Origin of the sequence: Pseudomonas sp. NY15356 (assembly GCF_048068175.1) — a bacterium.
Lineage (GTDB): Bacteria > Pseudomonadota > Gammaproteobacteria > Pseudomonadales > Pseudomonadaceae > Aquipseudomonas > Aquipseudomonas putida_K.
The window spans coordinates 20,727-45,362 of record NZ_JBLUPW010000038.1 but is presented as its reverse complement, the minus strand read 5'-3'; the positions used below and the strand labels follow the sequence as shown (position 1 = coordinate 45,362).

Genomic DNA, 24,636 nt, shown 5'->3' with positions numbered 1-24,636 from the left:
TCAATTCGCGATTTTGTACGGAGATCGGTTCATCAGGCCGACCTGGTGAAAATCAGGGCCTGCCTGACGGCAGGCCGTTACCGGCCCGCACACAAAAAATCTGACACTTCCGGCTGCTCCGCAGCCCATCGCCGGCAAGCCGGCTCCCACAGGGACCAAGACAGGCGCCCCTCCGTGGGGGCCGGCTTGCCGGCGATAGGGCCAGGGCAGCCAACCCAACTCCATGAGCCTGCCAGCAGCGGCCACCGTTGCCAGTGAAATTTCGCGGAACGCCTCCGTTCCCCGCAAATCCCCCCAGTTCGCGTATCATCAGCCCCCTAACGGCAACCCCTCAGGACCCGCAATGCTCGCCCTTCTCATCCAGACGCTGAACATCACGGCCCCGGTGTTCGCCATGCTGTTCCTGGGCGTGCTCCTCAAGCGTATCCGCCTGATCGACGACAACTTCATCAAGGTCGCTTCGTCGCTAGTGTTCAACGTCTGCATGCCGGCCCTGCTGTTCCTCGGCATCTACCACGCCGACCTTACCACTGCCGTCAAACCCGGCGTGCTGCTCTATTTCATCATCGCGACCCTGGCTAGTTTCGCGCTGTCCTGGGGCCTGGCCATCTGGCGCAGCCCCAGGCCCGACCGCGGCATCTACACCCAGGGCGCCTTTCGCGGCAACAACGGGGTGATCGGCCTGGCCCTGGCGGCCAGCTTGTACGGCGACTACGGCATCTCCCTGGGCGCGGTGCTCGCCGGCCTGGTGATCCTCATGTACAACTCCTTGTCCACCATCGTGCTCGCCGTCTACAGCCCGGACCTCAAGTCCGACCCCGTGAGCATCTGCAAGAGCATCTTCAGCAACCCGCTGATCATCAGCGTGCTGCTCGCTACGCCCATGGCCTACGGCCAGGTGCCACTGCCCAACTGGTTGCTGACCTCCAGCGACTACCTCGCCCAGATGACCTTGCCATTGGCCCTGATCTGCATCGGCGGGACCTTGTCCATGGCCGCGTTGCGTGACAGTGGCAGGCTGGCCATCGATGCCAGCCTGGTCAAGGTGGTCTGGTTGCCCCTGATCGGCACGTTGGGCGCCTGGCTCTGTGGGTTCCGTGGTGCCGAGCTGGGCATCCTGTTCCTCTATATCGGTAGCCCGACCGCGGCGGCCAGCTATGTGATGGCGCGGGCGGCGAACGGCAACCACGAACTGGCGGCCTCGATCATCGTGATCACCACCTTGCTCGCCGCGATCACCACCAATATCGGCATTTTCATCTTGCAGTGGGGAGGTTGGATCTAGATCCTTCACTGCACATGACACCTACAACAACACGCCTCCCGACCTGAGGACACTTCATGCAAGACCAGAGCACGCCCGAGCGGTTACAGCGCGGGTTGAAGAATCGCCATATCCAGCTCATCGCGCTGGGCGGGGCCATCGGCACCGGGCTGTTCCTGGGCATCGCCCAGACCATCCAGCTGGCCGGCCCGTCCGTGCTGCTGGGCTACGCCATTGCCGGCCTGATGGCCTTCTTGATCATGCGCCAGCTGGGCGAGATGGTGGTCGAGGAGCCGGTCGCCGGCAGCTTCAGCCACTTCGCCCACCAGTACTGGAGCGAGTTCGCAGGCTTCGTCTCTGGCTGGAACTACTGGGTGGTGTACGTGCTGGTGGGCATGGCCGAGCTGACCGCGGTGGGCATCTATGTCCAGTACTGGTGGCCGGACTTCCCCACCTGGGCCACGGCGGCGATCTTCTTCGTGGTGATCAATGCCATCAACCTGACCCAGGTGAAGGTCTACGGTGAGCTGGAGTTCTGGTTCGCCCTGGTCAAGGTGGTGGCGATCGTCAGCATGATCGGCTTCGGCGCCTGGTTGCTGGGCAGCGGCCATGGCGGGCCGGATGCCAGTGTGGCGAACCTGTGGCAGTTCGGCGGGTTCTTCCCCAACGGCGTCACTGGCCTGATCATGGCCCTGGCGGTGATCATGTTCTCCTTCGGTGGGCTGGAGCTGGTGGGCATCACCGCGGCCGAGGCGGACAACCCGCGCGAGAGCATCCCCAAGGCCACCAACCAGGTGGTCTACCGCATCCTGATCTTCTACATCGGCGCGCTGGCCGTGCTGCTGTCGCTGTACCCGTGGCAGAAAGTGGTGCAGGGCGGCAGCCCGTTCGTGATGATCTTCCATGAACTGGACAGCGACCTGGTGGCGACCGTCCTCAACATCGTGGTGCTCACGGCTGCGCTGTCGGTGTACAACAGCTGTGTCTATGCCAACAGCCGCATGCTGTTCGGCCTGGCCAGCCAGGGCGATGCGCCACGCCAGCTGCTCAAGGTCAGCCGCCGTGGCGTACCGTTGACGGCGCTGGGCGTTTCGGCATTCGCCACCGGCCTGTGCGTGCTGATCAACTACCTGATGCCGGGCGAGGCCTTCGGTCTGCTCATGGCCCTGGCGGTGTCGGCCCTGGTGATCAACTGGGCAAGCATCAGCATCACCCACCTGAAGTTCCGCAAGGCCAAGCTGGCCGTTGGGATCACCCCGTTCTACCGCAGCTTGTGGCACCCGCTGAGCAACTACCTGTGCCTGGCGTTCATCGTACTGATCCTGGTGGTGATGTACCTGACGCCGCCGATCCGCATCTCGGTGATGTTGATCCCGTTGTGGATCGCGGTGCTGTGGATCGCGTTCCGGATGAAGAAGGCGCGTCAGGTTCGTCGTTAGGTTTTCTGCGCCTAAGAGACCCGCCTAAGCCCTATATCAATCAGTGCTGGCGCCGCCACGCCCGTACCGTGGTGTACAGCAACACCGCAGCCAGCACCGGCAAGACGTAGAACAACATCAGGTGTTCCAGCCGCCCGGCCAGAGGCATGCCTGTGGTGAAGGCCACCACATGCAGGCCGTAGGCCAGGTAGAGGCAGAGAAATACCAGCCCTTCGGCACGGGTGACGCGGTAGCCGGAATAGAACACCGGCAGGCTCAACACCGCGACACCCAACATCACGGGCAGGTCGAAGTCCAGGGCGTTGGGCGAAATCGACAGAGGCTCTGGCGCGACCACTGCGGTCAGGCCCAGCACGGCCAGCAGGTTGAACAGGTTGCTGCCGATCACCGTGCCCACCGCGATCTCCCGTTCACCACGCAGCGCTGCGATCAGGGCGGCGGCCAGCTCCGGCAAGGACGTGCAGACGGCAACCACCGTGAGGCCGATGATGCGTTCGGAGAGCCCCAGGTCGGTGGCCACTTCTACGGCAGCTTCGAGCAGCAAATGGCCGGCGAGACTCAGCAGGCCCAGGCCCAGCAGCACCTGCAGTATTGCGCCGCTCCAGAAGCGCCCGGCACTGGTGTGCACGGTTTCCGGGGCAGGGTAGGTACGGGCGTAATGCCGTGACTGGTGCCACAGCATGCCCAGGTAGCCCAGCAAGCCCAGGACCAGCAGCAGGCCTTCGAGCCGGCCCAGCAGGCCATTGCCGGCCAGCAGGTAGACCAGGCCGCTGGCGGCGATCATCAGTGGGATATCCAGGCGCACCAACTGCCGGGAAACGCGCAGGGGAATAACCAGCGCCGCCAGCCCGAGAATCACCAGCACATTGAAGATGTTGCTGCCGATCACGCTGCCCACCGCGACGTCAGGGGCGCCCTGGAAGGCCGCCTGCAGGCTCACGGTCAATTGTGGCGCGGTGCTGCCGAAGGCCACCAGGCTCAGGCCGATGATCAGCGGGCGCACGTGCAGGCGCAGGGCCAGGCGAAGCGCGGCGCGCACCAGCAGCTCGGCACCGATCACCAGCAACACCAGGCCGAAGCCCAGTTGCAGGAGGCTGAAGGTGGGGAGGGTGGCCAGGTCGAAAATGGTCGGGACTCCTGTCAGGTCAGTCGCTTAGCCCTTGTACCCGGACGCGCGCCGTTCCGCTACGGATCATGCCGATTTTTTCTGCTGCGGCCCGTGACAGGTCGATCAATCGGCCGCGGGTATGCGGGCCTCGGTCGTTGATGCGTACCACGACGCTGCGTTTGTTGGCCAGGTTGGTGACCAGCACCCGGCTGCCGAAGGGCAGGCTGCGGTGGGCAGCGGTCAGGCCATGTTGGTTGAAGCGCTCGCCGCTGGCAGTGCGTTTGCCGTGATGGCGGGAGCCATAATAGGAGGCGACGCCGGTCTGGTCATAGCCTCGGGAATCGATGTCGCGGGAAGCGATGTCATAGCTGGCACAGCCGGCCAGCAGGGAGAAGAGCGCGAGGGCGCTGAAAGAACGGCGTATCAATTCAGGTGCTCCGTTATAAGGAAGCAGCAGGCGAGGGCGTTGCCCTCGATCGCGGCACAAGGCCGCTCCTACAGGGCTTCGAACCTGTAGGAGCAGCCTTGTGCCGCGATGGGTCGCCAAGCGGCCCCAATACCGCGTTACCCTTCGAGCTTGGCCTTGAGCAATTGGTTCACTTGCCCCGGGTTGGCCTTGCCTTTGGACGCCTTCATCGCCTGGCCGACGAAGAAGCCGAACATCTTGCCGCGCTTGGCCTCGTCGGCGGCGCGATACTGTTCGACCTGTTCGGCATTGGCGGCGAGCACTTCGTCGAGCATCTTGTCGATCGCGCCGGTGTCGGTGACCTGCTTGAGGCCACGGCTTTCGATGATGCTGTCGGCATCGCCTTCACCGGCGGCCATGGCCTCGAACACGGTCTTGGCGATCTTGCCGCTGATGGTGTTGTCACGGATGCGCAGCAGCATGCCGCCGAGCTGCTCGGCGCTCACCGGTGCCTGGTCGATCTCCACGCCCAGCTTGTTGAGCAAGCTGCCCAGTTCGACCATCACCCAGTTGGCGGCCAGCTTGGCGTCGCCACCGATGCGAGCGACTTCCTCGAAGTAGTCGGCCTGTTCACGGCTGGCGGCCAGCACGTTGGCGTCATAGGCCGACAGGCCATACTGGCTCTGGAAACGCTCGACCTTCTGTTGCGGCAGCTCCGGCAGGCCGGCGCGGACGGTTTCGAGGAAGCTGTCCTCGATGACCACCGGCAGCAGGTCCGGGTCGGGGAAGTAACGGTAGTCGTTGGCTTCCTCCTTGCTGCGCATGGAGCGGGTCTCGTCCTTGTTCGGATCGTACAGGCGGGTTTCCTGGACCACCTTGCCGCCGTCCTCGATCAGGTCGATCTGGCGCTGGATCTCGCTGTTGATGGCGCGTTCGATGAAGCGGAACGAGTTGACGTTCTTGATCTCGCAGCGCGTGCCGAACTCGGCCTGGCCCTTCGGCCGTACCGAGACGTTGCAGTCGCAGCGCAGCGAGCCTTCGGCCATGTTGCCGTCGCAGATGCCCAGGTAGCGCACCAGGGCGTGGATCGCCTTGACGTAGGCCACCGCTTCCTTGGCACTGCGCATGTCAGGTTCGGAGACGATCTCCAGCAGCGGGGTGCCGGCGCGGTTCAGGTCGATGCCGGTGGAGCCGCTGAAGTCTTCGTGCAGGCTCTTGCCGGCGTCTTCCTCCAGGTGCGCGCGGGTGATGCCGATGCGCTTGATGGTGCCGTCTTCCAGGGCGATGTCCAGGTGGCCCTTGCCGACGATCGGCAGGTCCATCTGGCTGATCTGGTAGCCCTTGGGCAGGTCCGGGTAGAAGTAGTTCTTGCGCGCGAACACGTTGCGCTTGCCGATCTGGGCATCGATGGCCAGGCCGAACATGCAGGCCATGCGCACGGCTTCCTGGTTCAGCACCGGCAGGACGCCAGGCATGCCGAGGTCGACCAGGCTGGCCTGGGTGTTCGGTTCGGAGCCGAAGGTGGTGGCGCTGCCGGAGAAGATCTTCGACTGGGTGGCGAGCTGGGTATGAATCTCCAGCCCGATCACAACTTCCCATTGCATGTGTGAATTCCTCAGAAGCCGTTAGGAGCGCGGGTGTGCCAGTCGGTGACTTGCTGGTAGCGGTGCGCGACGTTGAGCAGGCGGCCTTCCTGGAAGTACGGGGCCAGCAGCTGCACGCCGACCGGCAGGCCATCGACGAAACCGGCCGGCATCGACAGGCCCGGCAGGCCCGCCAGGTTGGCGGTGATGGTGTAGACGTCCTCGAGGTAGGCGGCGACCGGGTCGCTGCTCTTGGCGCCGAGCTTCCAGGCCGGGTTCGGCGTGGTCGGGCCAAGGATCAGGTCGACATCGTTGAAGGCGGCCATGAAGTCGTTCTTGATCAGGCGGCGGATCTGTTGCGCCTTCACGTAGTAGGCGTCGTAGTAGCCGGCGGACAGGGCGTAGGTGCCGACCATGATACGGCGCTGCACTTCGACGCCGAAGCCTTCGCCACGGGAGCGCTTGTACAGGTCGGTGAGGTCTTTGGGCTCCTCGCAGCGGTAACCGAAGCGTACGCCGTCGAAGCGCGACAGGTTGGAGGAAGCTTCTGCCGGTGCGATCACGTAGTACGCGGGGATAGCGTGCTGCATGTTCGGCAGGCTGATTTCCTTGATCACCGCGCCGAGCTTCTGCAGTTCTTTGACGCTGGCCTGGACCAGGTCGGCGATGCGCGGGTCGAGGCCGGCGCCGAAGTATTCCTTCGGCAGGCCGATGCGCAGGCCTTCGAGCGGCGCGTTCAGGTTGGCGCTGTAGTCCGGCACCGGCTCGTCGATGCTGGTGGAGTCCTTGGCGTCGAAACCGGCCATGCCTTGCAGCAGCAGGGCGCAGTCTTCGGCGGTGCGGGCCATCGGGCCGCCTTGGTCGAGGCTCGAGGCATAGGCGATCATGCCCCAGCGCGAGACGCGGCCGTAGGTCGGCTTGAGGCCGGTGAGGTTGGTCAGGGCCGCCGGCTGGCGGATAGAGCCGCCGGTATCGGTGCCGGTGGCCACTGGCAGCAGGCGCGCGGCCACCGCGGCGGCCGAACCGCCCGAGGAGCCGCCCGGGACGTGCTCGAGGTTCCACGGGTTCTTCACCGCGCCATAGTGGCTGGACTCGTTGGCCGAGCCCATGGCGAATTCGTCCATGTTGGTCTTGCCCAGGGTGACCATGCCGGCTTCGGCCAGCTTGGCGACCACGGTGGCGTCATAGGGTGCCTTGAAGTTGTCGAGCATCTTCGAACCGCAGCTGGTGCGGATGCCGCTGGTGCAGAACAGGTCCTTGTGGGCGATCGGTGCGCCAAGCAGGGCACCGGCTTCGCCGTTGGCGCGGCGGGCGTCGGCGGCGCGAGCTTGTTGCAGTGCCTGTTCCTCGGTGACGCTGATGAAGCTGTTGATCTGAGGGTCGAGCTGCTTGATACGCGCCAGCAGGGCGCCGGTCAGCTCTTCGGAAGAAAACGACTTGTCGGCGAGTCCGCGGGCGATCTCGGCCAGGGTCAATTGATGCATGGCAGGCTCTTTCCCTTACTCGATGACTTTCGGAACCAGGTACAGGCCGTTTTCGGTCGCCGGGGCGATGGCCTGGTAGCGGTCGCGCTGGTTGCTTTCGGTGACCTGGTCGGGGCGCAGGCGCTGGCTGGCCTCCAGGGGGTGGGCCAGGGGCTCGATGCCGCTGGTGTCGACGGCTTGCATCTGGTCGACCAGCCCGAGAATACTGTTCAAGGCATCGGTAATGCGTGGCAGTTCGCCTTCATTCAGGCCCAGGCGGGCCAGATGGGCGATCTTTTCCACGTCGCAGCGTTGAAGCGCCATGGGGATCTCCAGGAGAAACGGAACGGATGGGGTCCGAAGTGAGGAACATGCCAGCATTTTGATGGTCATACGGCGACGATCATCTGCTGGCGTGCTCGGAAAAACTGCCAATTTAACATATTGGCTCCTTGCCCAAAATCCCTGCCATTGTTAGAGTTTGCCGCACTTTTTTACCCACGCTTTGCCTAGGGTCACTTTCCCATGTTCAAGAAACTGCGTGGCATGTTTTCCAGCGATCTGTCCATCGACCTGGGTACTGCCAACACCCTTATTTACGTGCGTGAGCGCGGTATCGTCCTGAATGAACCCTCGGTTGTTGCCATTCGTACCCACGGCAACCAGAAAAGCGTCGTCGCGGTCGGCACCGAGGCCAAGCGCATGCTGGGCCGTACGCCTGGCAACATCGCTGCCATTCGTCCGATGAAGGACGGCGTGATCGCCGATTTCAGCGTTTGTGAAAAAATGCTGCAGTACTTCATCAACAAGGTTCACGAGAACAGCTTCCTGCAGCCCAGCCCGCGCGTGCTGATCTGCGTGCCGTGCAAGTCGACCCAGGTGGAGCGTCGCGCCATTCGCGAATCCGCCCTGGGCGCCGGCGCCCGCGAGGTGTTCCTGATCGAAGAGCCGATGGCCGCTGCCATCGGTGCCGGCCTGCCGGTCGAAGAGGCTCGTGGTTCGATGGTCGTGGACATCGGTGGCGGTACCACCGAAATCGCCCTGATCTCCCTCAATGGCGTGGTCTATGCCGAATCCGTACGGGTTGGCGGCGACCGCTTCGACGAAGCCATCGTCACCTACGTGCGCCGCAACTACGGCAGCCTGATCGGCGAATCCACCGCCGAGCGCATCAAGCAGGAAATCGGTACTGCCTACCCGGGCGGCGAAGTGCGCGAAGTCGACGTCCGTGGTCGTAACCTGGCCGAAGGCGTACCGCGTGCCTTCACCCTGAACTCCAACGAAGTGCTCGAAGCGCTGCAGGAGTCCCTGGCGACCATCGTCCAGGCGGTCAAGAGCGCCCTGGAGCAGTCGCCGCCGGAGCTGGCCTCGGACATCGCCGAACGTGGCCTGGTGCTGACCGGTGGTGGCGCGCTGCTGCGCGACCTGGACAAGCTGCTGGCCCAGGAAACCGGCTTGCCGGTGATCGTCGCCGAAGATCCCCTGACCTGCGTCGCCCGTGGTGGTGGCCGTGCGCTGGAGATGATGGACAAACACGCCATGGACCTGCTCTCCAGCGAGTGATCCTGCGCCATCCATGCATGCATGGATTGTGTTCGCCCGGTTTACAGGTGGCACGCACAGTGCTACCTGTATGCGCTGGGCTGGCGTCCGTCCGGGCGTCGTTTCCGTTCAACCCGCAAGCAGGCCGGTGCATTGCCCCATGTCCAATGACCTCCTGAATCGTCGTCCACGAGGAACGGCCCATTAAACCGCTTTTCTCCAAGGGCCCTTCGCTGGGCGTTCGTCTCCTGGTACTGGTGGTGCTGTCGGTCGCGCTGATGGTGGTCGACTCGCGTTTCGCCGTGCTCAAGCCAGTGCGCAGCCAGATGGGGCTGGTGCTGATGGAGTCCTATTGGATCACCGACCTGCCGCAGCGCCTGTGGCAGGGTGTGGCCAGCCAGTTCGGCAGCCGTACCGAGCTGATCGCGGAAAACGAGAAACTCAAGACCGAAGCCCTGCTGCTGCAGGGGCGCCTGCAGAAACTGGCGGCCCTGACCGAACAGAACGTGCGGCTGCGCGAGCTGCTCAATTCCTCGGCGCTGGTCAACGAGAAGGTCGAAGTGGCCGAGCTCATCGGTGTCGACCCCAACCCGTTCACCCACCGTATCCTGATCAACAAGGGCGAACGCGACGGCGTGTTTCTCGGCCAGCCGGTGCTCGACGCCCGGGGCCTGATGGGGCAGGTGGTGGAGCTGATGCCCTACACCGCCCGGGTGTTGTTGCTGACCGATACCACCCACAGCATCCCGGTACAGGTCAACCGTAACGGCCTGCGCGCCATCGCCAGCGGCACCGGCAACCCGGAGCGTCTGGAGCTGCGCCATGTGGCGGATACCGCCGACATCAAGGAAGGTGACTTGCTGGTCAGCTCCGGTATGGGCCAGCGTTTCCCGGCCGGTTATCCGGTGGCCACGGTCAACGAAGTGATCCACGATTCCGGCCAGCCGTTCGCCATCGTCCGCGCCATTCCCACGGCCGCACTCAACCGCAGCCGCTACATGCTGCTGGTGTTCAGCGACCGGCGTACGCCAGAGGAACGGGCCACGGACGCTGCACTCGCCCAGGAAGAGGCCGACCGCAAGGGCACACCGGAACAAGGCCAGGCCACCGGTGGAAACGGGCAGACCGCGCCCGCGCCGGCGCCCGCTACACCTGGCGCTGAACCGGCAACGTCCGGCGCGGCACCTGCAACGCCTTCGACTGCACCTGCGGTGCCTGCTGCTGCACCTGCGCCCGTGGCGCCTGCCAGCCCGGCATCGGCCCCAGCGGCCCCGAACCCACCCCGGAGAGAATGATGGCGCGTTCCCGCAGCAAGAACGGCTGGGCCATCTGGCTGACCTTCGCGATCGGCCTGTTGCTCAGCGTCTCGCCGATGCCCCAGTTCATGGAAGTGTTCCGTCCTATGTGGCTGGCGATGCTGGTGTCCTTCTGGACCCTCGCGGTGCCCAACAAGGTCGGCATGACCACCGCTTTCGTCCTGGGTCTGGCCGAAGACGTCCTGTACGGCACGCTACTTGGGCAAAACGCCCTGGTACTGACCTTGATCACCTTCCTGGTGCTGTCCCTGCAGCAGCGCCTGCGCATGTACCCGATGTGGCAGCAGAGCCTGGTGATCCTGGTGATCTTCGGTATCGCCCAGTTGATCCAGCTGTGGCTCAGCGCCCTGACCGGCAACCGCCTGCCGACGCTGGCACTGGTCTGGTCGGCAGTGATCAGTGCCTTGCTCTGGCCCTGGATCAGTTTCGCCCTGCGCGACCTGCGCCGACGCTTGCACATCAATTGACGGCACCGCCGACTGACAGGGAGATGTCGACATGAAGCCGCTGTACCTGGCCTCCGCCTCGCCACGCCGCCGTGAGCTGCTTACCCAGATCGGCGTACCGTTCACCACCATCAAGGCCGACATCGACGAAACCCCGCTACCCGACGAGGGCGTTTCTGCCTACGCCGTGCGTCTGGCCCGGGCCAAGGCTGGTGCAGGTTTTGCGCAGCTGAACGGGCCTGGCGTGGTGCTGGGGGCCGACACCGTGGTGTCGATCGGCGGACGGATCCTCGGTAAACCTCGTGATCGTGAGCACGCCTTGGCCATGCTGGCCGAACTGTCCGATGACCATCATCAGGTCATCACGGCCATCGCGGTGACCGACGGCCAGCGTTGCCTGGACATCTGCGTCGGGACCCACGTGTATTTCCGCCCCATCACCCGGGAAGAGGCCGAGCGCTACTGGGCCACCGGCGAGCCGCTGGACAAGGCCGGGGGCTACGCCATCCAGGGCCTGGGCGCGGTGTTCGTCAGGGAGTTGATGGGCAGCTATTCGACCGTCGTCGGCCTGCCCCTGTTCGAGACCGCCCAGCTGTTGGAGCAGTTCTCCATCCCATGCTGGCAGCAACATGAGGTTCCAGCTTCGCGCTAGCCAGCGACCTGACGGCGATCCATCATTACCCAAGACCTTTGACGAGAGCCTGCCATGAGTGAAGAGATCCTGATCAACATCACCCCGATGGAATCACGCGTGGCAGTGGTGGAGAACGGCGTGTTGCAGGAGGTGCATGTCGAGCGCACCCAGCGCCGGGGCATCGTCGGCAATATCTACAAAGGCAAGGTGGTGCGCGTGCTGCCAGGCATGCAGGCGGCTTTCGTCGATATCGGCCTGGAGCGCGCTGCGTTCATCCATGCATCGGAGATCTCCCAGCGCGAAGGCTCGGCGGTGGAAAACATCACCGCGCTGGTCCACGAAGGCCAGGCCCTGGTGGTGCAGGTCACGAAAGACCCGATCGGTACCAAGGGCGCTCGCCTGACTACCCAGCTGTCGATCCCGTCGCGCTACCTGGTCTACATGCCACGCAGCAGCCATGTGGGTATTTCCCTGAAGATCGAGGACGAGGCCGAGCGCGAGCGGCTCAAGCAGGTGGTCAGCGATTGTGTCGAAAAGGAAGACATCAAGGACGCCGGCGGCTTCATCCTGCGCACCGCTGCCGAAGGCGCCCGGGCCGACGACATCCTGCAGGACATCCGCTACCTGCGCAGGCTTTGGGAGCAGATCGGCAGCCAGATCAAGACCTGCGGTGCCCCCTTGGTGATCTACGAAGACCTTGGGCTGGCCCTGCGCACGCTGCGCGACCTGGTCAACCCCAAGATCGAGAAGATCCGTATCGACTCGCGGGAAACCTTCCAGAAGACCACGCAGTTCGTCGCCGAACTCATGCCGGAAATCGCCGACCGTCTCGAACACTACCCAGGCGAGCGGCCGATCTTCGACCTGTATGGCGTCGAGGACGAGATCCAGCGTGCCTTGGAGCGCAAGGTGCCGCTCAAGTCCGGTGGCTACCTGGTGGTCGACCCGGCCGAGGCCATGACCACCATCGACGTCAATACCGGCGCCTTCGTCGGCCACCGCAACCTCGAGGAAACCATCTTCAAGACCAACCTCGAGGCCGCCACCGCCATTGCCCGGCAACTGCGCCTGCGCAACATCGGCGGCATCATCATCATCGACTTCATCGACATGGAGGATGAGGATCATCAGCGCCAGGTCCTGCGTACCCTCGAGAAGCAGCTCGAGCGTGACCATGCCAAGACCAACATCATCGGCATCACCGAGCTTGGGTTGGTGCAGATGACTCGCAAGCGTACCCGCGAGAGCCTCGAGCAGGTGCTGTGCGAGCCGTGCATCGCCTGCCAGGGGCGCGGCAAGCTGAAGACCCCAGAAACCGTGTGCTATGAAATCTTCCGTGAAATCCTCCGCGAGGCCCGCGCCTACCAGGCCGAGGGCTATCGGGTGCTGGCCAACCAGAAGGTGGTCGACCGCCTGCTGGATGAAGAGTCCGGCAACGTGGCTGAGCTCGAGGCATTCATCGGCCGAACCATTCGCTTCCAGGTTGAGTCCATGTATTCCCAGGAACAATACGATGTGGTGCTGCTCTGACGCGTTCTGAAACCCTTCTGCGTTCGGCGGCACTGGTAAAACCACGGCACCGAGCCATAGTTAAGGCACGACTTGGAGGGCCATGGCCATGGGACGTCTGACCCACGTTCTAGGCGCCTTGACCCGCTGGGGGCTGGGAGTCTGCGCCCTGCTGGCGGTGCTGGTGGCGCTGTATGTCAGCCTCGGTCGGGAACTGGTGCCGCTGGTGGCCGAGTACCGTGCCGATGTCCAGAGCAAGGCCGAGCAGGCGCTGGGCCTGCCGGTGCACGTGGGAGCCCTGGAGGGGCGCTGGAGCGGCCTGGCGCCAGTGTTGCACGTGCGTGACCTGCAGGTGGGCGAAGGGGCTGCGGCGTTGCGCCTGGATGAAGTCAAGGTGGTCCCCGACCTGTGGGCCAGCCTCAAGGCTCGCGAACTGCGCCTGGCGCGTATCCAGCTCGGCGGGCTGCAACTGATCCTGCGCGAAGACGAGCAGGGCGCCTGGGCGCTCGAAGGCTTGCCGCGCCAGGACGATGCTCCCCTGGACCCCGCGCAGGTCCTGCAGCGCCTGCAGCAGCTGGGCAGGGTCGATGCCTTCGACAGCCAGGTCACCCTTCATCCCTGGCAGCGCGACCCACTTACCCTTACCTATGTCAGCCTTGGCCTCGAGGCCGGCCCGTCGCGCCAGGCCCTGGACCTGCGCGGCACCTTGCCCGACGGTCAACCCCTGGCGGTCAACCTGCGCAGCCGTGCCACTGCCAAGGCCTGGCGCGATGGCCAGGTGCAGGCCTACCTGAGCCTGCCGCAAAGCGACTGGGCCCGCTGGCTGCCCCCGCGCTTGCTTGGGCAATGGCAGGCCGAGACACTGCGGGCCGGCGGTGAATTCTGGGTCGACTGGCGCAACGGCCAACTGCAGCGCGCCGTGGTACGCCTCAACGCTCCGCAGTTGCGCGGTGCCTACACCGGGCGCAAGGCGGTCACCGTGGATAACCTGGCGGTGTCGGCGTGGCTCCAGCGGGGCGAGAAAGGTGTCGAGGGTGTGGTCGATTCGCTCGCCATGAGCCTGGGCGACACCCGCTGGGAGACCCATCTGCAGGTCAGGCAGGACCCGACCCAGGACCGCTGGCAGGTGCAGGCCGACCGCCTGGACCTGACGCCGTTGACGCCCCTGGTCGATGCACTGGCGCCGCTGCCGGACAAACTCATGGCCGTGGTCGATGGGCTCAAGGTCACCGGCTCGCTGCGTAACCTGCGCCTGGATATCCGCCCCAAGGCCGAAGGCGACCAGCGCCTGGCGTTCGCTGCCAACCTGGAGAAGGTCGGCTTCGATGCCTACCACAACGCCCCGGCGGCCGGAAACGTCAACGGCAGCATCAGCGGCGATCTCGGCCAGGGCGAGCTGCGCCTGGACACCGACGCCTTCATGCTGCACCTGTACCCGATCTTCGCCAAACCCTGGCACTACCAGAAGGCCAACGCACGGCTTACCTGGCGCTTGGACAAGGAAGGTTTCACCCTCGTAGCGCCCTATATCAAGGTGCTCGGCGAGGAGGGCCGGATCGCTGCCGACTTCCTCATCCGCCTGCTGTTCGAGGAAGGCCGCGAGGACTACATGGACCTGCGGGTGGGCCTGACCGAGGGCGACGGCCGCTATACCGCCAAGTACCTGCCTGAAGTACTCAGCCCTGCGCTGGATGAATGGCTGCGCAGTGCCATCGTCAAGGGCGCCGTGGACGAGGGCTATTTCCAGTACCAGGGCTCCCTGAACCATGGTGTGGCCCCTGAGGCCCGCAGCATCAGCTTGTTCTTCAAGGTGCATGACGCCGCCCTGGACTTCCAGCCTGGCTGGCCCCAGGTGCAGCAGGTCGACGGTGATGTCTACATCGAGGACAGCGGCGTGCGCATCAAGGCCCGGCGCGGTCTGTTGCTCGATACCCAGGTACGCGATGTCAGCGTCGACATTCCCCACGTCGACGAGGGCCAGCACAGCCACCTGTACCTGAACGGCGATTTCGACGGACGCTTGGGCGACGGTTTGAAGATCCTGCAGCAAGCGCCCATCGGCACGGGCGAGATCTTCGCCGGCTGGGAAGGCGAGGGGCCGCTCAAGGGCAAGGTCAAGCTCGACATTCCCCTGGCCCGTGGCGAGCGGCCCAAGGTCGTGGTCGATTTCGCCACGGCCGACGCGCGCCTGAAGGTGGCGCCGCCGACCCTGGATCTGAGCCGGCTCAAGGGTGATTTCAGCTTCGACCTGGATAAAGGCCTGAGCGGCAAGGGCATCGCCTTCCAGGCATTCGGCAAACCCGTCACGGCGCAGATCTTCGCCGAAGGCCAGCCCGGGCAGATCCAGACCCGCATCGATGCCAAGGGAGCCGTGGCCCTGAAGGCGCTGACCGATTGGTTGAAGTTCGATCAGCCCTTGCCGGCTGCGGGCGAGCTGCCCTACCAGTTGCAGGTGATCCTGGGAAGCCGCGACAACCGCTTGACCGTGAACTCCTCGCTCAAGGGGCTGGCCATTGACCTGCCTGCGCCTTTCACCAAGGCGGCGCAGGAAACTCTGGACAGCCGCTTCAGCATGACCCTGCAAGGGCCCGAGCGACGCCTGGACGCCAGCTACGGCGACCTTGCGCACCTGGCCTATGCCGCGCCCGTCGAGAACCTTGCCCAAGGGCGAGGCGAGCTGCTGCTGGGCAGCGGTCGCGCACAGCTTCCGGCGGGCCAGGGCGTGCGGGTTCGTGGGCGCCTGGAAACCCTGGACCTGGCGCCCTGGCAAGCACAGATGGAGCGCTTGGCAGGCCAGGACCCAGGCGGTAACGCCAGGCAGCGCCTGCAGGGCGTGGACCTGAGCATCGGCCGGCTCAAGGCGTTCGACATGGACTTGAACCAGGCTGTCGTGCGCCTGGTGCGTGGGGCCGGTACCTGGGACTTGCGCCTGGACAGCCGCGAAGTCATCGGTAATGCGCGCATCCCCGATGCCAAGGCCGCGCCTATGGTCGTCAGGTTGCAGACCCTGCGCCTGCCCCCCGGCGAGCCTGCCGGCCAGCAACCCGAGGATGCACCCGACCCCTTGGGCAGCTTCGACCCACGCAAGGTGCCAGCCCTGGATCTGACCGTCGACAAGCTGTACCGCGGTGATGACCTGTTCGGCAGTTTCGCGGTCAAGCTGCGGCCTACCCCGCGCGGCATGAAATTCGATGATGTCGATCTGGATCTCAAGGGCCTACGCATCGATGGCAGCGGTGGCTGGGAAGGGGAGCCGGGGAGCACGGGCAGTTGGTACAAAGGCCGCCTGGAAGGCAAGAACCTCGCCGATGTGCTCAAGGCCTGGGGCTTTGCGCCCACCGCTACCAGCCGCGACTTCCGCCTGGACGTGGATGGCCGCTGGCCAGGTTCGCCGGCCTGGGTCGCGCTCAAGCGCTTCTCCGGCAGCCTCGATGCCGCCTTGCGTTCCGGCCAGTTCGTCGAGGTGGAGGGCGGGGCCCAGGCACTGCGGGTGTTCGGCCTGCTCAATTTCAACTCCATCGGCCGCCGCCTGCGCCTGGACTTCTCCGACCTGTTCGACAAAGGCCTGGCCTACGACCGGGTCAAAGGCCTGCTGGTCGCCAGCGAAGGGGTCTACGTGACCCGCGAGCCGATCACCATCACCGGGCCGTCGAGCAACTTCGAGCTCGATGGCACCCTTGACCTGGTCCGCGACCGCGTCGATGCCAACTTGCAGGTCAGCCTGCCGGTCACCAACAACCTGCCGCTGGCTGCCCTGATCGTCGGTGCACCGGCCGTCGGCGGTGCGTTGTTCCTGGTCGATCGCCTGATCGGTGATCGGGTGTCGCGTTTCGCCAGCGTGCACTACCGCGTCGAGGGGCCGTGGAAAGAGCCTAGAATCACCTTTGTGAAACCTTTCGAGAAACGCCAATGAAGTCTGCGGTCATCCAGATGGTCAGCCAGGACGATGTACTGGCCAACCTGCAACACGCCAGGGCCCTGCTGGAGCAGGCTGCCAGTGGCGGTGCCCGGCTGGCGGTGTTGCCCGAGAACTTCGCCGCCATGGGGCGGCGCGATGCAGCGGCGATCGGTCGTGCCGAAGCCCTTGGTCAGGGGCCGATCCTGCCATGGTTGAAACGTACCGCCCGCGACCTCAGGTTATGGATTGTCGCCGGCACCTTGCCCCTGCCGCCGGTCGGTCAGCCTGACGCGAAGGCCCATGCCTGCTCGTTGTTGATCGATGAGCACGGTGAAGTGGCGGCGCGCTACGACAAGCTGCACCTGTTCGACGTGGACGTGGCCGACAACCGGGGCCGCTATCGCGAGTCCGATGACTACGCCCATGGTGCCCAGGTGGTGGTGGCCGATACCCCGGTGGGGCGCCTCGGGCTTTCGGTGTGCTACGACTTGCGGTTCCCTGAGCTGTACAGCGCACTGCGCGCCGCCGGGGCCGAACTGATCAGCGCACCATCGGCCTTCACAGCGGTGACGGGGGCCGCGCATTGGGAGGTGCTCATTCGTGCGCGCGCCATCGAGACCCAGTGCTACGTGCTCGCCGCCGCCCAGGGCGGTACCCACCCGGGGCCACGGGAAACCCATGGCCATGCGGCGATCGTCGACCCTTGGGGGCGGATCGTCGCCGAACAGGCGCGCGGCGAAGCAGTATTGCTGGCCGAGCGCGACAGCATTGAACAGGCGTCCATCAGGGCGCGAATGCCGGTTGCCCAGCACCGGCGCTTTTTCTCGCAGGACGCCTTGCGGCCTGCGCACACCTCGGAGTGACTATGAGCCAGATGTTATCCACCGTCAGCGAACAGCTCCTGGCCCCGGGCGGACTGACCCTGGACAGCCTGCAGGCTGTGCTGGGCGAGTTGGCAGGCCCAGGCATCGATGCCGCCGACCTGTATTTCCAGGGCCAGATCTCGGAAACCTGGGCGCTGGAGGACGGCATCGTCAAGGAGGGTAGCTTCAACCTCGACCAGGGCGTGGGCGTGCGTGCCCAGTCCGGTGAGAAGACCGGTTTCGCATACAGCAACGCGATCAACCTCGAAGCCCTGACCTCGGCGGCCCGTGCCGCCCGTTCGATTTCCCGCGCCGGGCAGGAGGGCCGTGTGCAGGCCTTCCGCAGCCAGCAGGTGACGGCGCTGTACGCCCAGGACAACCCGCTGGACGTGCTCAGCCGTGCCGAGAAGGTCGAGCTGCTCAAGCGTGTGGACGCCGCGACCCGTGCCCTGGACCCTCGTATCCAGCAGGTTACGGTGAGCATGGCCGGGGTCTGGGAGCGCATCCTGGTGGCTGCGGTCGATGGCAGCCTGGCGGCCGACGTGCGGCCGCTGGTGCGCTTCAATGTCAGCGTGATCGTCGAACAGAACGGCCGCCGCGAACGTGGCGGGCAGGGCGGCGGCGGGCGCACCGACTACCGCTACTTCACCGAAGAGCGCGTCATGGGCTACGCCCGCGAGGCCCTGCGCCAGGCGTTGGTCAACCTCGAGGCCAAGCCGGCACCGGCCGGTACCTTGCCAGTGGTGTTGGGCCCAGGCTGGTCCGGCGTGCTGCTGCACGAAGCGGTGGGCCACGGCCTGGAAGGCGATTTCAACCGCAAGGGCAGTTCGGCCTACAGCGGGCGTATCGGTGAACAGGTGGCGTCCACGCTGTGCACCATCGTCGACGATGGCACCCTTGAGGGCCGCCGCGGTTCCCTGAGCGTCGATGACGAGGGCACCCCGACCGAATGCACCACCCTGATCGAGAACGGCATCCTCAAAGGCTACATGCAGGACAAGCTCAATGCGCGGCTCATGGGCATGGCGGTCACCGGCAATGGTCGTCGCGAGTCCTATGCGCACCTGCCGATGCCGCGCATGACCAACACCTATATGCGCGCGGGTGAGAGCGACCCGCAGGAAATCATCGCCTCGGTGAAAAAGGGCATCTATTGCGCGAACCTTGGCGGTGGCCAGGTGGATATCACCAGCGGCAAGTTCGTGTTCTCCACCAGCGAGGCGTATTTGATCGAAGACGGCAAGATCACCGCGCCGGTCAAGGGCGCCACGCTGATCGGCAATGGTCCGGAGGCGATGAGCCGGGTGTCGATGGTCGGTAACGACCTGGCCTTGGACAGCGGCGTGGGGACATGCGGGAAGGATGGACAATCGGTGCCGGTGGGCGTTGGCCAGCCGACCCTGAAGCTCGATGCGATCACCGTGGGTGGTACCGGCGCGTGATGCCGGCGGGAGGGGCGATCTGGAAGCGGGCATATCCCGCGAATGCCGGCGAAGCCGGTGCCAGGCGGCACCGTGTCGCCGGCTTCGCGCCCGCCCCGGCAGGGCTCCTCGGCAGGGATCAGCGCAGCCCGCGCTGCAGTTCGTCGAGGTCGCGGATGTACTTGAAGACCTTGCGCGCGGCGGCGGGTGGCTTGTTCCGTGCCTTCTCGTGCTGGGCATGGCGGATCAGCGAACGCAGGTGCTGGCGATCGGTGTCGGGGTACTCGTTGACGAAACGTTCGAGGTCGTCGTCGTTGCCATCGATCAGGCGATCGCGCCAACGCTCCAGGTTATGGAAGCGCTCGTTGTACTGGCGGGTCGAGCTGTCCATCTGCTCGAGCACGGCGTGGATCGCGTCGATGTCCTGTACACGCATCAGCTTGCCGACGAACGACATATGGCGTTTGCGGGCGCCATGAGCCGTGTGCTTGGAGGCCTCGGCCAGCGCCTTGCGCAGCTCGTCGGTCAAGGGCAGGCGCGCCAGGGTTTCGGCCTTGAGCGTGGTGAGGCGCTCGCCGAGTTCGACCAGCGCATGCAGCTCGCGCTTGATCTGGGTTTTGCTTTTTTCGCCGTCGAAGGCGTCGTCGTAAGAATCAACCATGGTGGCAGTCCGCTGGAAATCGCCGCCATGATAACCAGTCGGGGGCCGCTTGTCCGGCCCGGTCGTACAATGACCCAAGCCGAACGCAGAATTTTGAGTGGAGAAAACCATGAGTGCAGTCCAGAGCGTAGGCCCCAAGGACCTGCCAGCCTTGCAGGAGCAGGTCGAGGCGATCATCGCAGAAGCGCGCCGCCAAGGTGCCAGCGCCTGCGAGGTCGCGGTGTCGCTGGAGCAGGGCCTGTCCACCACGGTGCGCCAGCGTGAGGTCGAGACGGTCGAGTTCAACCGCGACCAAGGCTTCGGCATCACCCTCTACGTCGGCCAGCGCAAGGGCTCGGCCAGCACCTCGGCCAGCGGCCCGGAGGCGATTCGCGAGACCGTCGCGGCCGCGCTGGCCATCGCCCAGCATACCTCCGAGGATGAATGTGCAGGCCTGGCCGACGCGGCATTGATGGCCCGCGAGATCCCGGACCTCGATCTTTATCATGATTGGGCCCTGGAGCCGGAAAAGGCCGTCGAGATGGCATTGGCCTGCGAGGCAGCGGCTTTCGATGCCGACCCGCGCATCCTCAATGCCGACGGCACGACCCTGAACACTCACCAAGGCTGCCGGGTCTATGGCAACAGCCATGGTTTCATCGGCAGCTATGCCTCCACGCGTCATAGCTTGAGTTGCGTGATGATCGCCGAAGGCGAAGGGCAGATGCAGCGCGACTACTGGTACGACGTCAATCGTCAGGGCAACCTGCTGGCCGACCCGCGCAGCATCGGCCAGCGGGCCGCACAGCGCGCAGCCAGCCGCCTGGGCGCGCGCCCGGTGCCTACCTGCGAAGTGCCCGTGCTGTTCTCTGCCGAATTGGCCGGTGGCCTGTTCGGCAGCTTCCTGTCGGCGATCTCCGGCGGCAACCTGTACCGCAAGTCATCGTTCCTCGATGGTGCCATCGGCCAGCGTCTGTTCCCCACCTGGCTGACCCTCGACGAGCGCCCACACCTGCCGCGCGCCTTGGGCAGTGCCGCTTTCGATGGCGATGGCCTGGCCACCTATGCCAAGCCGTTCGTCGACAAGGGCGAGCTGGTTTCCTATTTGCTGGGTACTTATTCGGGGCGCAAGCTGGGCCTGCCGAGCACTGCCAATGCTGGCGGTGTGCACAACCTGTTCGTCACCCACGGGGTGGAAGACCAGGCAGCCTTGATCCGTCGCATGGGGCGCGGTTTGCTGGTAACTGAATTGATGGGGCATGGCCTGAACATGGTGACCGGCGACTATTCCCGCGGCGCGGCGGGCTTCTGGGTAGAGAACGGTGAGATCCAGTTCCCGGTCCAGGAAGTCACCATTGCCGGCAACATGAAGGACATGTTCCAGCAGATCGTGGCCATCGGCAGCGATATCGAAACCCGCAGCAACATCCACAGTGGCTCGGTGCTGATCGAACGGATGACTGTCGCGGGGAGTTGATGCCTGCCGCATTGCTGAAAAAAAACCGGGGCCGCTTCGCGGCCCCGGTTGTTTGGCTGGCTAGGGCTACTCGCCTTCGTCGAAGTAGTTGTTGATCAATTCGACCAGGGCATCCATGGCCTCGGTGTCCTGCTCGCCCTCGGTCATCAGGTGTACCTGGGTACCTTTGCCTGCGGCGAGCATCATCACCGCCATGATGCTCTTGCCATCGACCAGCTTGTCCGGCGCGCGCCCGACCCTGACCTGGCAGGGGAAGCGGCCGGCCACGCCGACGAACTTGGCCGCCGCCCGGGCATGCAGGCCAAGCTTGTTGATGATGGTGATTTCGCGGGCGGGCATCGTGGGGCGGATATCCTTGGGCTAGAGGTCGCGGTGGCGAACCTGGACGTTTTTCAGGGATTGTTGCAGCAACTGGCCCAAGCGCTCGGTCAGGTACACGGAACGATGGTGCCCGCCGGTGCAGCCGATGGCGATGGTGACATACGCACGGTTGCTGGCGGCGAAGCGGGGCAGCCATTTGAGCAGGTAGCTGGAGATATCCTGGAACATCTCCTCGACATCCGGTTGGGCGGCCAGGTAGTCGATCACCGGCTGGTCCAGCCCGGAATGCTCGCGCAACTCCGGCTTCCAGTACGGGTTGGGCAGGCAGCGTACGTCGAACACCAGGTCGGCGTCCACGGGCATGCCGCGCTTGAAACCGAAGGACTCGACCAGGAACGCGGTGCCGGGCTCGGGCTGGTTGAGCAGGCGCAGCTTGATCGAGTCCCTCAGTTGATAGAGGTTCAGGTTGGTGGTGTCGATCTTCAGGTCGGCCAGGTCGGAGATCGGGCCGAGCAGCTCGCTTTCGACCCGGATCGCCTCTGCCAGGGAGCGATTGGCGTTGGTCAGCGGGTGGCGCCGGCGGGTCTCGGAGAAGCGCTTGAGCAGCGTCTCCTCGTCGGCGTCCAGGTACAGCACATCACATTGGATATGCCGGCTTCGGGCCTCTTCGAGCAGGTCGGGAAAGCGGGTCAGGTGGCTGGGCAGGTTGCGCGCGTCGATGGAGACGGCCACCTTCGGTTGCAACAGCTCGGTATTGATCAGTGCGTTTTCGGCCAGTTGCGGCAACAACCCGGCGGGCAGGTTGTCGATGCAGTAATAGCCGTTGTCTTCCAGGACATCGAGGGCGGTACTTTTGCCGGAGCCGGACCGGCCGCTGACGATGATCAGGCGCATGTTAGTGCTCGTTCTGTGCGTCCAGGACTACCTGGTACAGGGCCTCGCTGCTGTCGGCGGCACGCAGGCGATCGCGGACCTCCTTGCGATCGAGCATGCTGGCGATCTGGCGCAGCAGTTCAAGGTGGGCATCGGTGGCAGCCTCGGGCACCAACAGGACGAACAGCAGGTCCACGGGCGCGCCATCGATGGCGTCGTAGTCGATGGGAGCATCCAGGTGCAGCAGGGCGCTGACGGGCGCCGTGCAGCCTTCGAGCCGGCAGTGAGGGATGGCGATGCCATTGCCGAAGCCGGTGGAGCCCAGTTTCTCGCGGGCAACCAGCTTTTCGAAGACGTCTTGCATCTCCAGTTCGGGAATTTGCTCGGCGATCAGGTTGGCGACCTTTTCCAGGGCGCGCTTCTTACTGCCGCCCGGCACGTTCACGAGGGAACGGCCGGGGGTCAGGATGGTTTCAAGTCGGATCATGGATGAGAGGGATCAGCGGGCGGCTGCACCTTGCAGCAGGCTTTGCTGTTTTTCCTTGTGTTTTTTCAGTTGGCGGTCGAGCTTGTCAGCCAGGGCATCGATCGCTGCATACATGTCTTGGTGTTCGGCGTTGGCAACCACTTCTCCGCCGGGAATCTGGAGCGTGGCCTCGACCTTCTGCTGCAGTTTCTCGACTTTCATGATCACCGTGACGTTGGTGATCTTGTCGAAATGTCCTTCCACCCGGGCGAGCTTCTCGAGTACGTACTCACGCAGTGGTTGGGTGACTTCTACATGCTGTCCACTGATGTTGACTTGCATACAGCTTCTCCTTTGTTGCCCGTGCATAAAGGGCAGGTATTGCACCTGCCACTGAAACGCTATGGCACAGCCAGGGGCTACATCAGTCGCTTGCGCTCGCTCGACGGTGCGATGCCGAGGGACTCGCGGTACTTGGCGACGGTGCGACGGGCTACCTGGATGCCTTGTGCCTCCAGTAAACCAGCGATCTTGCTGTCACTCAATGGCTTTTTCTGATTTTCCGCCGCAACCAGTTTCTTGATGATCGCGCGGATCGCCGTAGACGAGCATTCACCGCCTTCGGCGGTACTCACATGGCTCGAGAAAAAGTATTTCAATTCATAGATACCACGCGGGGTATGCATGTATTTCTGCGTGGTGACCCGGGAAATGGTCGATTCGTGCATGCCCACCGCCTCGGCGATGTCGTGCAGTACCAATGGCTTCATCGCTTCGTCGCCCTGGTCGAGGAAGCCGCGTTGGTGCTCGACGATCTGGGTGGCGACCTTCATCAGCGTCTCGTTGCGGCTCTGCAGACTCTTGATGAACCAGCGTGCCTCCTGCAACTGGTTGCGCATGAAGGTATTGTCGGCGCTGGTGTCGGCGCGGCGGACGAAACCTGCGTACTGCGGGTTGACTCGCAGGCGCGGGATCGCTTCCTGGTTGAGCTCCACCAGCCAGCGGTCGTTGTCCTTGCGCACGATGACGTCGGGTACCACGTATTCCGGCTCGCTGGACTCGATCTGCGAGCCCGGGCGTGGGTTGAGGCTCTGTACCAGCTCGATGACCTGGCGCAGTTCATCTTCCTTGAGCTTCATGCGGCGCATCAGCTGGCTGTAGTCGCGGCTGCCGAGCAGGTCGATGAAGTCGGTGACCAGGCGCTGGGCTTCGGCCATCCATGGGGTGTCGGCCGGCAGCTGGCGCAGTTGCAGCAGCAGGCATTCGCCGAGGTTGCGTGCGCCGATGCCGGCAGGCTCGAACTGCTGGATGCGGTGCAGTACGGCTTCCACTTCATCCAGCTCGATATCCAGCTCCGGGTCGAAGCCTGCGCAGATTTCCTCGAGGCTGTCCTCCAGGTAGCCCTGGCCGTTGATGCTGTCGATCAGGGTCACGGCGATGAGCCGGTCGGTGTCGGACATCGGTGCCAGGTTCAACTGCCACAGCAGGTGGCTTTGCAGGCTCTCGCCGGTGGAGGTGCGGGTGGTGAAGTCCCACTCGTCGTCATCGCTGGCCGGCAGGCTGCTGGCGCTGGTCTGGTAGATGTCCTCCCAGGCCGTGTCGACGGGCAGTTCGTTGGGGATGCGTTCGTTCCATTCGCCTTCTTCCAGGGTTTCGGCGTTGGCCGTGCTTTCCTGGAAGCTGTTGTCCTGGGCTTCGGCGACCGGCTTGCTCTCGGCGTTGTCGGCCATGGGGTCGCTGTTGTCGAAGTCGTCGCCGTCTTCCTGACGTTCGAGCATCGGATTGGATTCCAGCGCTTCCTGAATTTCCTGTTGAAGGTCCAGGGTGGAGAGCTGGAGCAGACGGATGGCCTGTTGCAACTGCGGTGTCATCGTCAGTTGCTGGCCCATTTTTAGGACGAGCGATGGTTTCATGGCTGGGGCTTAATACCTTGTTCGCCGGCGCGCATGCGCCATCCACTACACGAA

22 protein-coding genes are annotated in these 24,636 nt (G+C 64.5%); 11 read left to right on the top strand and 11 right to left on the bottom strand.

Annotated elements, in window-relative coordinates; translation table 11 throughout:
* The first annotated feature begins 343 nt into the window (after window positions 1–343).
* Together ACNFCI_RS22080 and ACNFCI_RS22075 are read left to right on the top strand one after the other, a co-directional pair.
* Complete coding sequence (locus ACNFCI_RS22080) at window positions 344–1,285, top strand: AEC family transporter (protein WP_084854558.1); 942 nt, start codon at window positions 344–346, stop codon at window positions 1,283–1,285.
* A 56-nt stretch (window positions 1,286–1,341) separates the two neighbouring features.
* Window positions 1,342–2,703, top strand: coding sequence for an amino acid permease (locus ACNFCI_RS22075; RefSeq protein ID WP_084854557.1), 1,362 nt, complete (start codon window positions 1,342–1,344; stop codon window positions 2,701–2,703).
* A gap of 40 nt (window positions 2,704–2,743) precedes the next feature.
* On the opposite strand, the gene ACNFCI_RS22070 is transcribed toward ACNFCI_RS22075, so the two are convergent.
* The 5 genes from ACNFCI_RS22070 to gatC all read right to left on the bottom strand — a co-directional run bounded on the left by ACNFCI_RS22070 (window position 2,744) and on the right by gatC (window position 7,587).
* A complete protein-coding gene (locus tag ACNFCI_RS22070; RefSeq protein WP_084854556.1) occupies window positions 2,744–3,787 on the bottom strand; it encodes a calcium/sodium antiporter in 1,044 nt (347 codons plus the stop codon).
* Between the two features lie 61 nt (window positions 3,788–3,848).
* Window positions 3,849–4,235 carry a septal ring lytic transglycosylase RlpA family protein gene (locus ACNFCI_RS22065; protein ID WP_416768224.1) on the bottom strand — a complete coding sequence of 129 codons (387 nt, stop codon included), beginning with the start codon at window positions 4,233–4,235 and terminating at the stop codon, window positions 3,849–3,851.
* 140 nt (window positions 4,236–4,375) lie between these two features.
* Window positions 4,376–5,821, bottom strand: coding sequence for an Asp-tRNA(Asn)/Glu-tRNA(Gln) amidotransferase subunit GatB (gene gatB / locus ACNFCI_RS22060; protein ID WP_084854555.1), 1,446 nt, complete (start codon window positions 5,819–5,821; stop codon window positions 4,376–4,378).
* Window positions 5,822–5,832: 11 nt separating this feature from the next.
* Window positions 5,833–7,284: an Asp-tRNA(Asn)/Glu-tRNA(Gln) amidotransferase subunit GatA gene (gene gatA / locus ACNFCI_RS22055; RefSeq protein WP_084854554.1), complete on the bottom strand. Its 1,452-nt coding sequence runs from the start codon at window positions 7,282–7,284 to the stop codon at window positions 5,833–5,835.
* 15 nt (window positions 7,285–7,299) lie between these two features.
* Complete coding sequence (gene gatC, locus ACNFCI_RS22050; RefSeq protein WP_084854553.1) at window positions 7,300–7,587, bottom strand: Asp-tRNA(Asn)/Glu-tRNA(Gln) amidotransferase subunit GatC; 288 nt, start codon at window positions 7,585–7,587, stop codon at window positions 7,300–7,302.
* Between the two features lie 201 nt (window positions 7,588–7,788).
* On the opposite strand from gatC, the gene mreB reads away from it, so the two are divergent.
* The 8 genes from mreB to tldD all read left to right on the top strand — a co-directional run bounded on the left by mreB (window position 7,789) and on the right by tldD (window position 18,913).
* Window positions 7,789–8,826 (top strand): rod shape-determining protein MreB, encoded by a 1,038-nt coding sequence (gene mreB, locus ACNFCI_RS22045; RefSeq protein ID WP_003255163.1) that lies wholly within the window; start codon window positions 7,789–7,791, stop codon window positions 8,824–8,826.
* A gap of 212 nt (window positions 8,827–9,038) precedes the next feature.
* Window positions 9,039–10,100, top strand: coding sequence for a rod shape-determining protein MreC (gene mreC / locus ACNFCI_RS22040; protein ID WP_253249303.1), 1,062 nt, complete (start codon window positions 9,039–9,041; stop codon window positions 10,098–10,100).
* Window positions 10,100–10,588, top strand: a complete 489-nt coding sequence (gene mreD, locus ACNFCI_RS22035) for a rod shape-determining protein MreD (protein ID WP_084854551.1) — start codon at window positions 10,100–10,102, stop codon at window positions 10,586–10,588. The genes mreC and mreD overlap by 1 nt, the downstream gene beginning before the upstream one ends.
* A gap of 31 nt (window positions 10,589–10,619) precedes the next feature.
* Complete coding sequence (locus ACNFCI_RS22030; RefSeq protein WP_416768222.1) at window positions 10,620–11,219, top strand: Maf family protein; 600 nt, start codon at window positions 10,620–10,622, stop codon at window positions 11,217–11,219.
* Window positions 11,220–11,273: 54 nt separating this feature from the next.
* Window positions 11,274–12,731, top strand: coding sequence for a ribonuclease G (gene rng, locus ACNFCI_RS22025; RefSeq protein WP_084854549.1), 1,458 nt, complete (start codon window positions 11,274–11,276; stop codon window positions 12,729–12,731).
* A gap of 82 nt (window positions 12,732–12,813) precedes the next feature.
* Window positions 12,814–16,623 (top strand): YhdP family protein, encoded by a 3,810-nt coding sequence (locus tag ACNFCI_RS22020; RefSeq protein ID WP_416768220.1) that lies wholly within the window; start codon window positions 12,814–12,816, stop codon window positions 16,621–16,623.
* Entirely contained in the window at window positions 16,620–17,471 is an 852-nt protein-coding gene (locus ACNFCI_RS22015) for a carbon-nitrogen hydrolase family protein (protein ID WP_416768219.1), read from the top strand. The genes ACNFCI_RS22020 and ACNFCI_RS22015 overlap by 4 nt, the downstream gene beginning before the upstream one ends.
* Window positions 17,472–17,473: 2 nt before the next feature.
* Window positions 17,474–18,913 (top strand): metalloprotease TldD, encoded by a 1,440-nt coding sequence (tldD, locus tag ACNFCI_RS22010; RefSeq protein ID WP_416768218.1) that lies wholly within the window; start codon window positions 17,474–17,476, stop codon window positions 18,911–18,913.
* Between the two features lie 118 nt (window positions 18,914–19,031).
* Here tldD and yjgA read toward each other — a convergent pair whose 3' ends face one another.
* Window positions 19,032–19,553 (bottom strand): ribosome biogenesis factor YjgA, encoded by a 522-nt coding sequence (gene yjgA, locus ACNFCI_RS22005; protein ID WP_084854545.1) that lies wholly within the window; start codon window positions 19,551–19,553, stop codon window positions 19,032–19,034.
* A gap of 109 nt (window positions 19,554–19,662) precedes the next feature.
* Between yjgA and pmbA the strand changes: the two genes are divergently transcribed.
* Window positions 19,663–21,009, top strand: a complete 1,347-nt coding sequence (gene pmbA / locus ACNFCI_RS22000) for a metalloprotease PmbA (RefSeq protein ID WP_084854544.1) — start codon at window positions 19,663–19,665, stop codon at window positions 21,007–21,009.
* Between the two features lie 66 nt (window positions 21,010–21,075).
* Here the strand turns inward: pmbA and ACNFCI_RS21995 are convergent, their stop codons facing one another.
* From ACNFCI_RS21995 to ACNFCI_RS21975, 5 genes are all read right to left on the bottom strand, one after another.
* Window positions 21,076–21,348: an HPr family phosphocarrier protein gene (locus tag ACNFCI_RS21995; protein WP_084854543.1), complete on the bottom strand. Its 273-nt coding sequence runs from the start codon at window positions 21,346–21,348 to the stop codon at window positions 21,076–21,078.
* 21 nt (window positions 21,349–21,369) lie between these two features.
* Window positions 21,370–22,224, bottom strand: a complete 855-nt coding sequence (gene rapZ / locus ACNFCI_RS21990; RefSeq protein WP_084854542.1) for an RNase adapter RapZ — start codon at window positions 22,222–22,224, stop codon at window positions 21,370–21,372.
* A 1-nt stretch (window position 22,225) separates the two neighbouring features.
* Window positions 22,226–22,690 carry a PTS IIA-like nitrogen regulatory protein PtsN gene (ptsN, locus tag ACNFCI_RS21985; RefSeq protein ID WP_084854541.1) on the bottom strand — a complete coding sequence of 155 codons (465 nt, stop codon included), beginning with the start codon at window positions 22,688–22,690 and terminating at the stop codon, window positions 22,226–22,228.
* 12 nt (window positions 22,691–22,702) lie between these two features.
* Window positions 22,703–23,011: a ribosome hibernation-promoting factor, HPF/YfiA family gene (hpf, locus tag ACNFCI_RS21980; protein WP_043213265.1), complete on the bottom strand. Its 309-nt coding sequence runs from the start codon at window positions 23,009–23,011 to the stop codon at window positions 22,703–22,705.
* Between the two features lie 77 nt (window positions 23,012–23,088).
* Complete coding sequence (locus ACNFCI_RS21975; protein ID WP_084854540.1) at window positions 23,089–24,582, bottom strand: RNA polymerase factor sigma-54; 1,494 nt, start codon at window positions 24,580–24,582, stop codon at window positions 23,089–23,091.
* Window positions 24,583–24,636: the final 54 nt, after the last annotated feature.

Coding starts and splice junctions, on each gene's coding strand:
- ACNFCI_RS22080 (WP_084854558.1), top strand. CDS start 344: ATGCTCGCCCTTCTCATCCAGACGCTGAACATCACGGCCCCGGTGTTC.
- ACNFCI_RS22075 (WP_084854557.1), top strand. CDS start 1,342: ATGCAAGACCAGAGCACGCCCGAGCGGTTACAGCGCGGGTTGAAGAAT.
- gatB (WP_084854555.1), bottom strand. CDS start 5,821: ATGCAATGGGAAGTTGTGATCGGGCTGGAGATTCATACCCAGCTCGCC.
- gatA (WP_084854554.1), bottom strand. CDS start 7,284: ATGCATCAATTGACCCTGGCCGAGATCGCCCGCGGACTCGCCGACAAG.
- gatC (WP_084854553.1), bottom strand. CDS start 7,587: ATGGCGCTTCAACGCTGCGACGTGGAAAAGATCGCCCATCTGGCCCGC.
- mreB (WP_003255163.1), top strand. CDS start 7,789: ATGTTCAAGAAACTGCGTGGCATGTTTTCCAGCGATCTGTCCATCGAC.
- mreD (WP_084854551.1), top strand. CDS start 10,100: ATGGCGCGTTCCCGCAGCAAGAACGGCTGGGCCATCTGGCTGACCTTC.
- ACNFCI_RS22030 (WP_416768222.1), top strand. CDS start 10,620: ATGAAGCCGCTGTACCTGGCCTCCGCCTCGCCACGCCGCCGTGAGCTG.
- rng (WP_084854549.1), top strand. CDS start 11,274: ATGAGTGAAGAGATCCTGATCAACATCACCCCGATGGAATCACGCGTG.
- ACNFCI_RS22020 (WP_416768220.1), top strand. CDS start 12,814: ATGGCCATGGGACGTCTGACCCACGTTCTAGGCGCCTTGACCCGCTGG.
- ACNFCI_RS22015 (WP_416768219.1), top strand. CDS start 16,620: ATGAAGTCTGCGGTCATCCAGATGGTCAGCCAGGACGATGTACTGGCC.
- tldD (WP_416768218.1), top strand. CDS start 17,474: ATGAGCCAGATGTTATCCACCGTCAGCGAACAGCTCCTGGCCCCGGGC.
- yjgA (WP_084854545.1), bottom strand. CDS start 19,553: ATGGTTGATTCTTACGACGACGCCTTCGACGGCGAAAAAAGCAAAACC.
- pmbA (WP_084854544.1), top strand. CDS start 19,663: ATGAGTGCAGTCCAGAGCGTAGGCCCCAAGGACCTGCCAGCCTTGCAG.
- ACNFCI_RS21995 (WP_084854543.1), bottom strand. CDS start 21,348: ATGCCCGCCCGCGAAATCACCATCATCAACAAGCTTGGCCTGCATGCC.
- rapZ (WP_084854542.1), bottom strand. CDS start 22,224: ATGCGCCTGATCATCGTCAGCGGCCGGTCCGGCTCCGGCAAAAGTACC.
- ptsN (WP_084854541.1), bottom strand. CDS start 22,690: ATGATCCGACTTGAAACCATCCTGACCCCCGGCCGTTCCCTCGTGAAC.
- hpf (WP_043213265.1), bottom strand. CDS start 23,011: ATGCAAGTCAACATCAGTGGACAGCATGTAGAAGTCACCCAACCACTG.
- ACNFCI_RS21975 (WP_084854540.1), bottom strand. CDS start 24,582: ATGAAACCATCGCTCGTCCTAAAAATGGGCCAGCAACTGACGATGACA.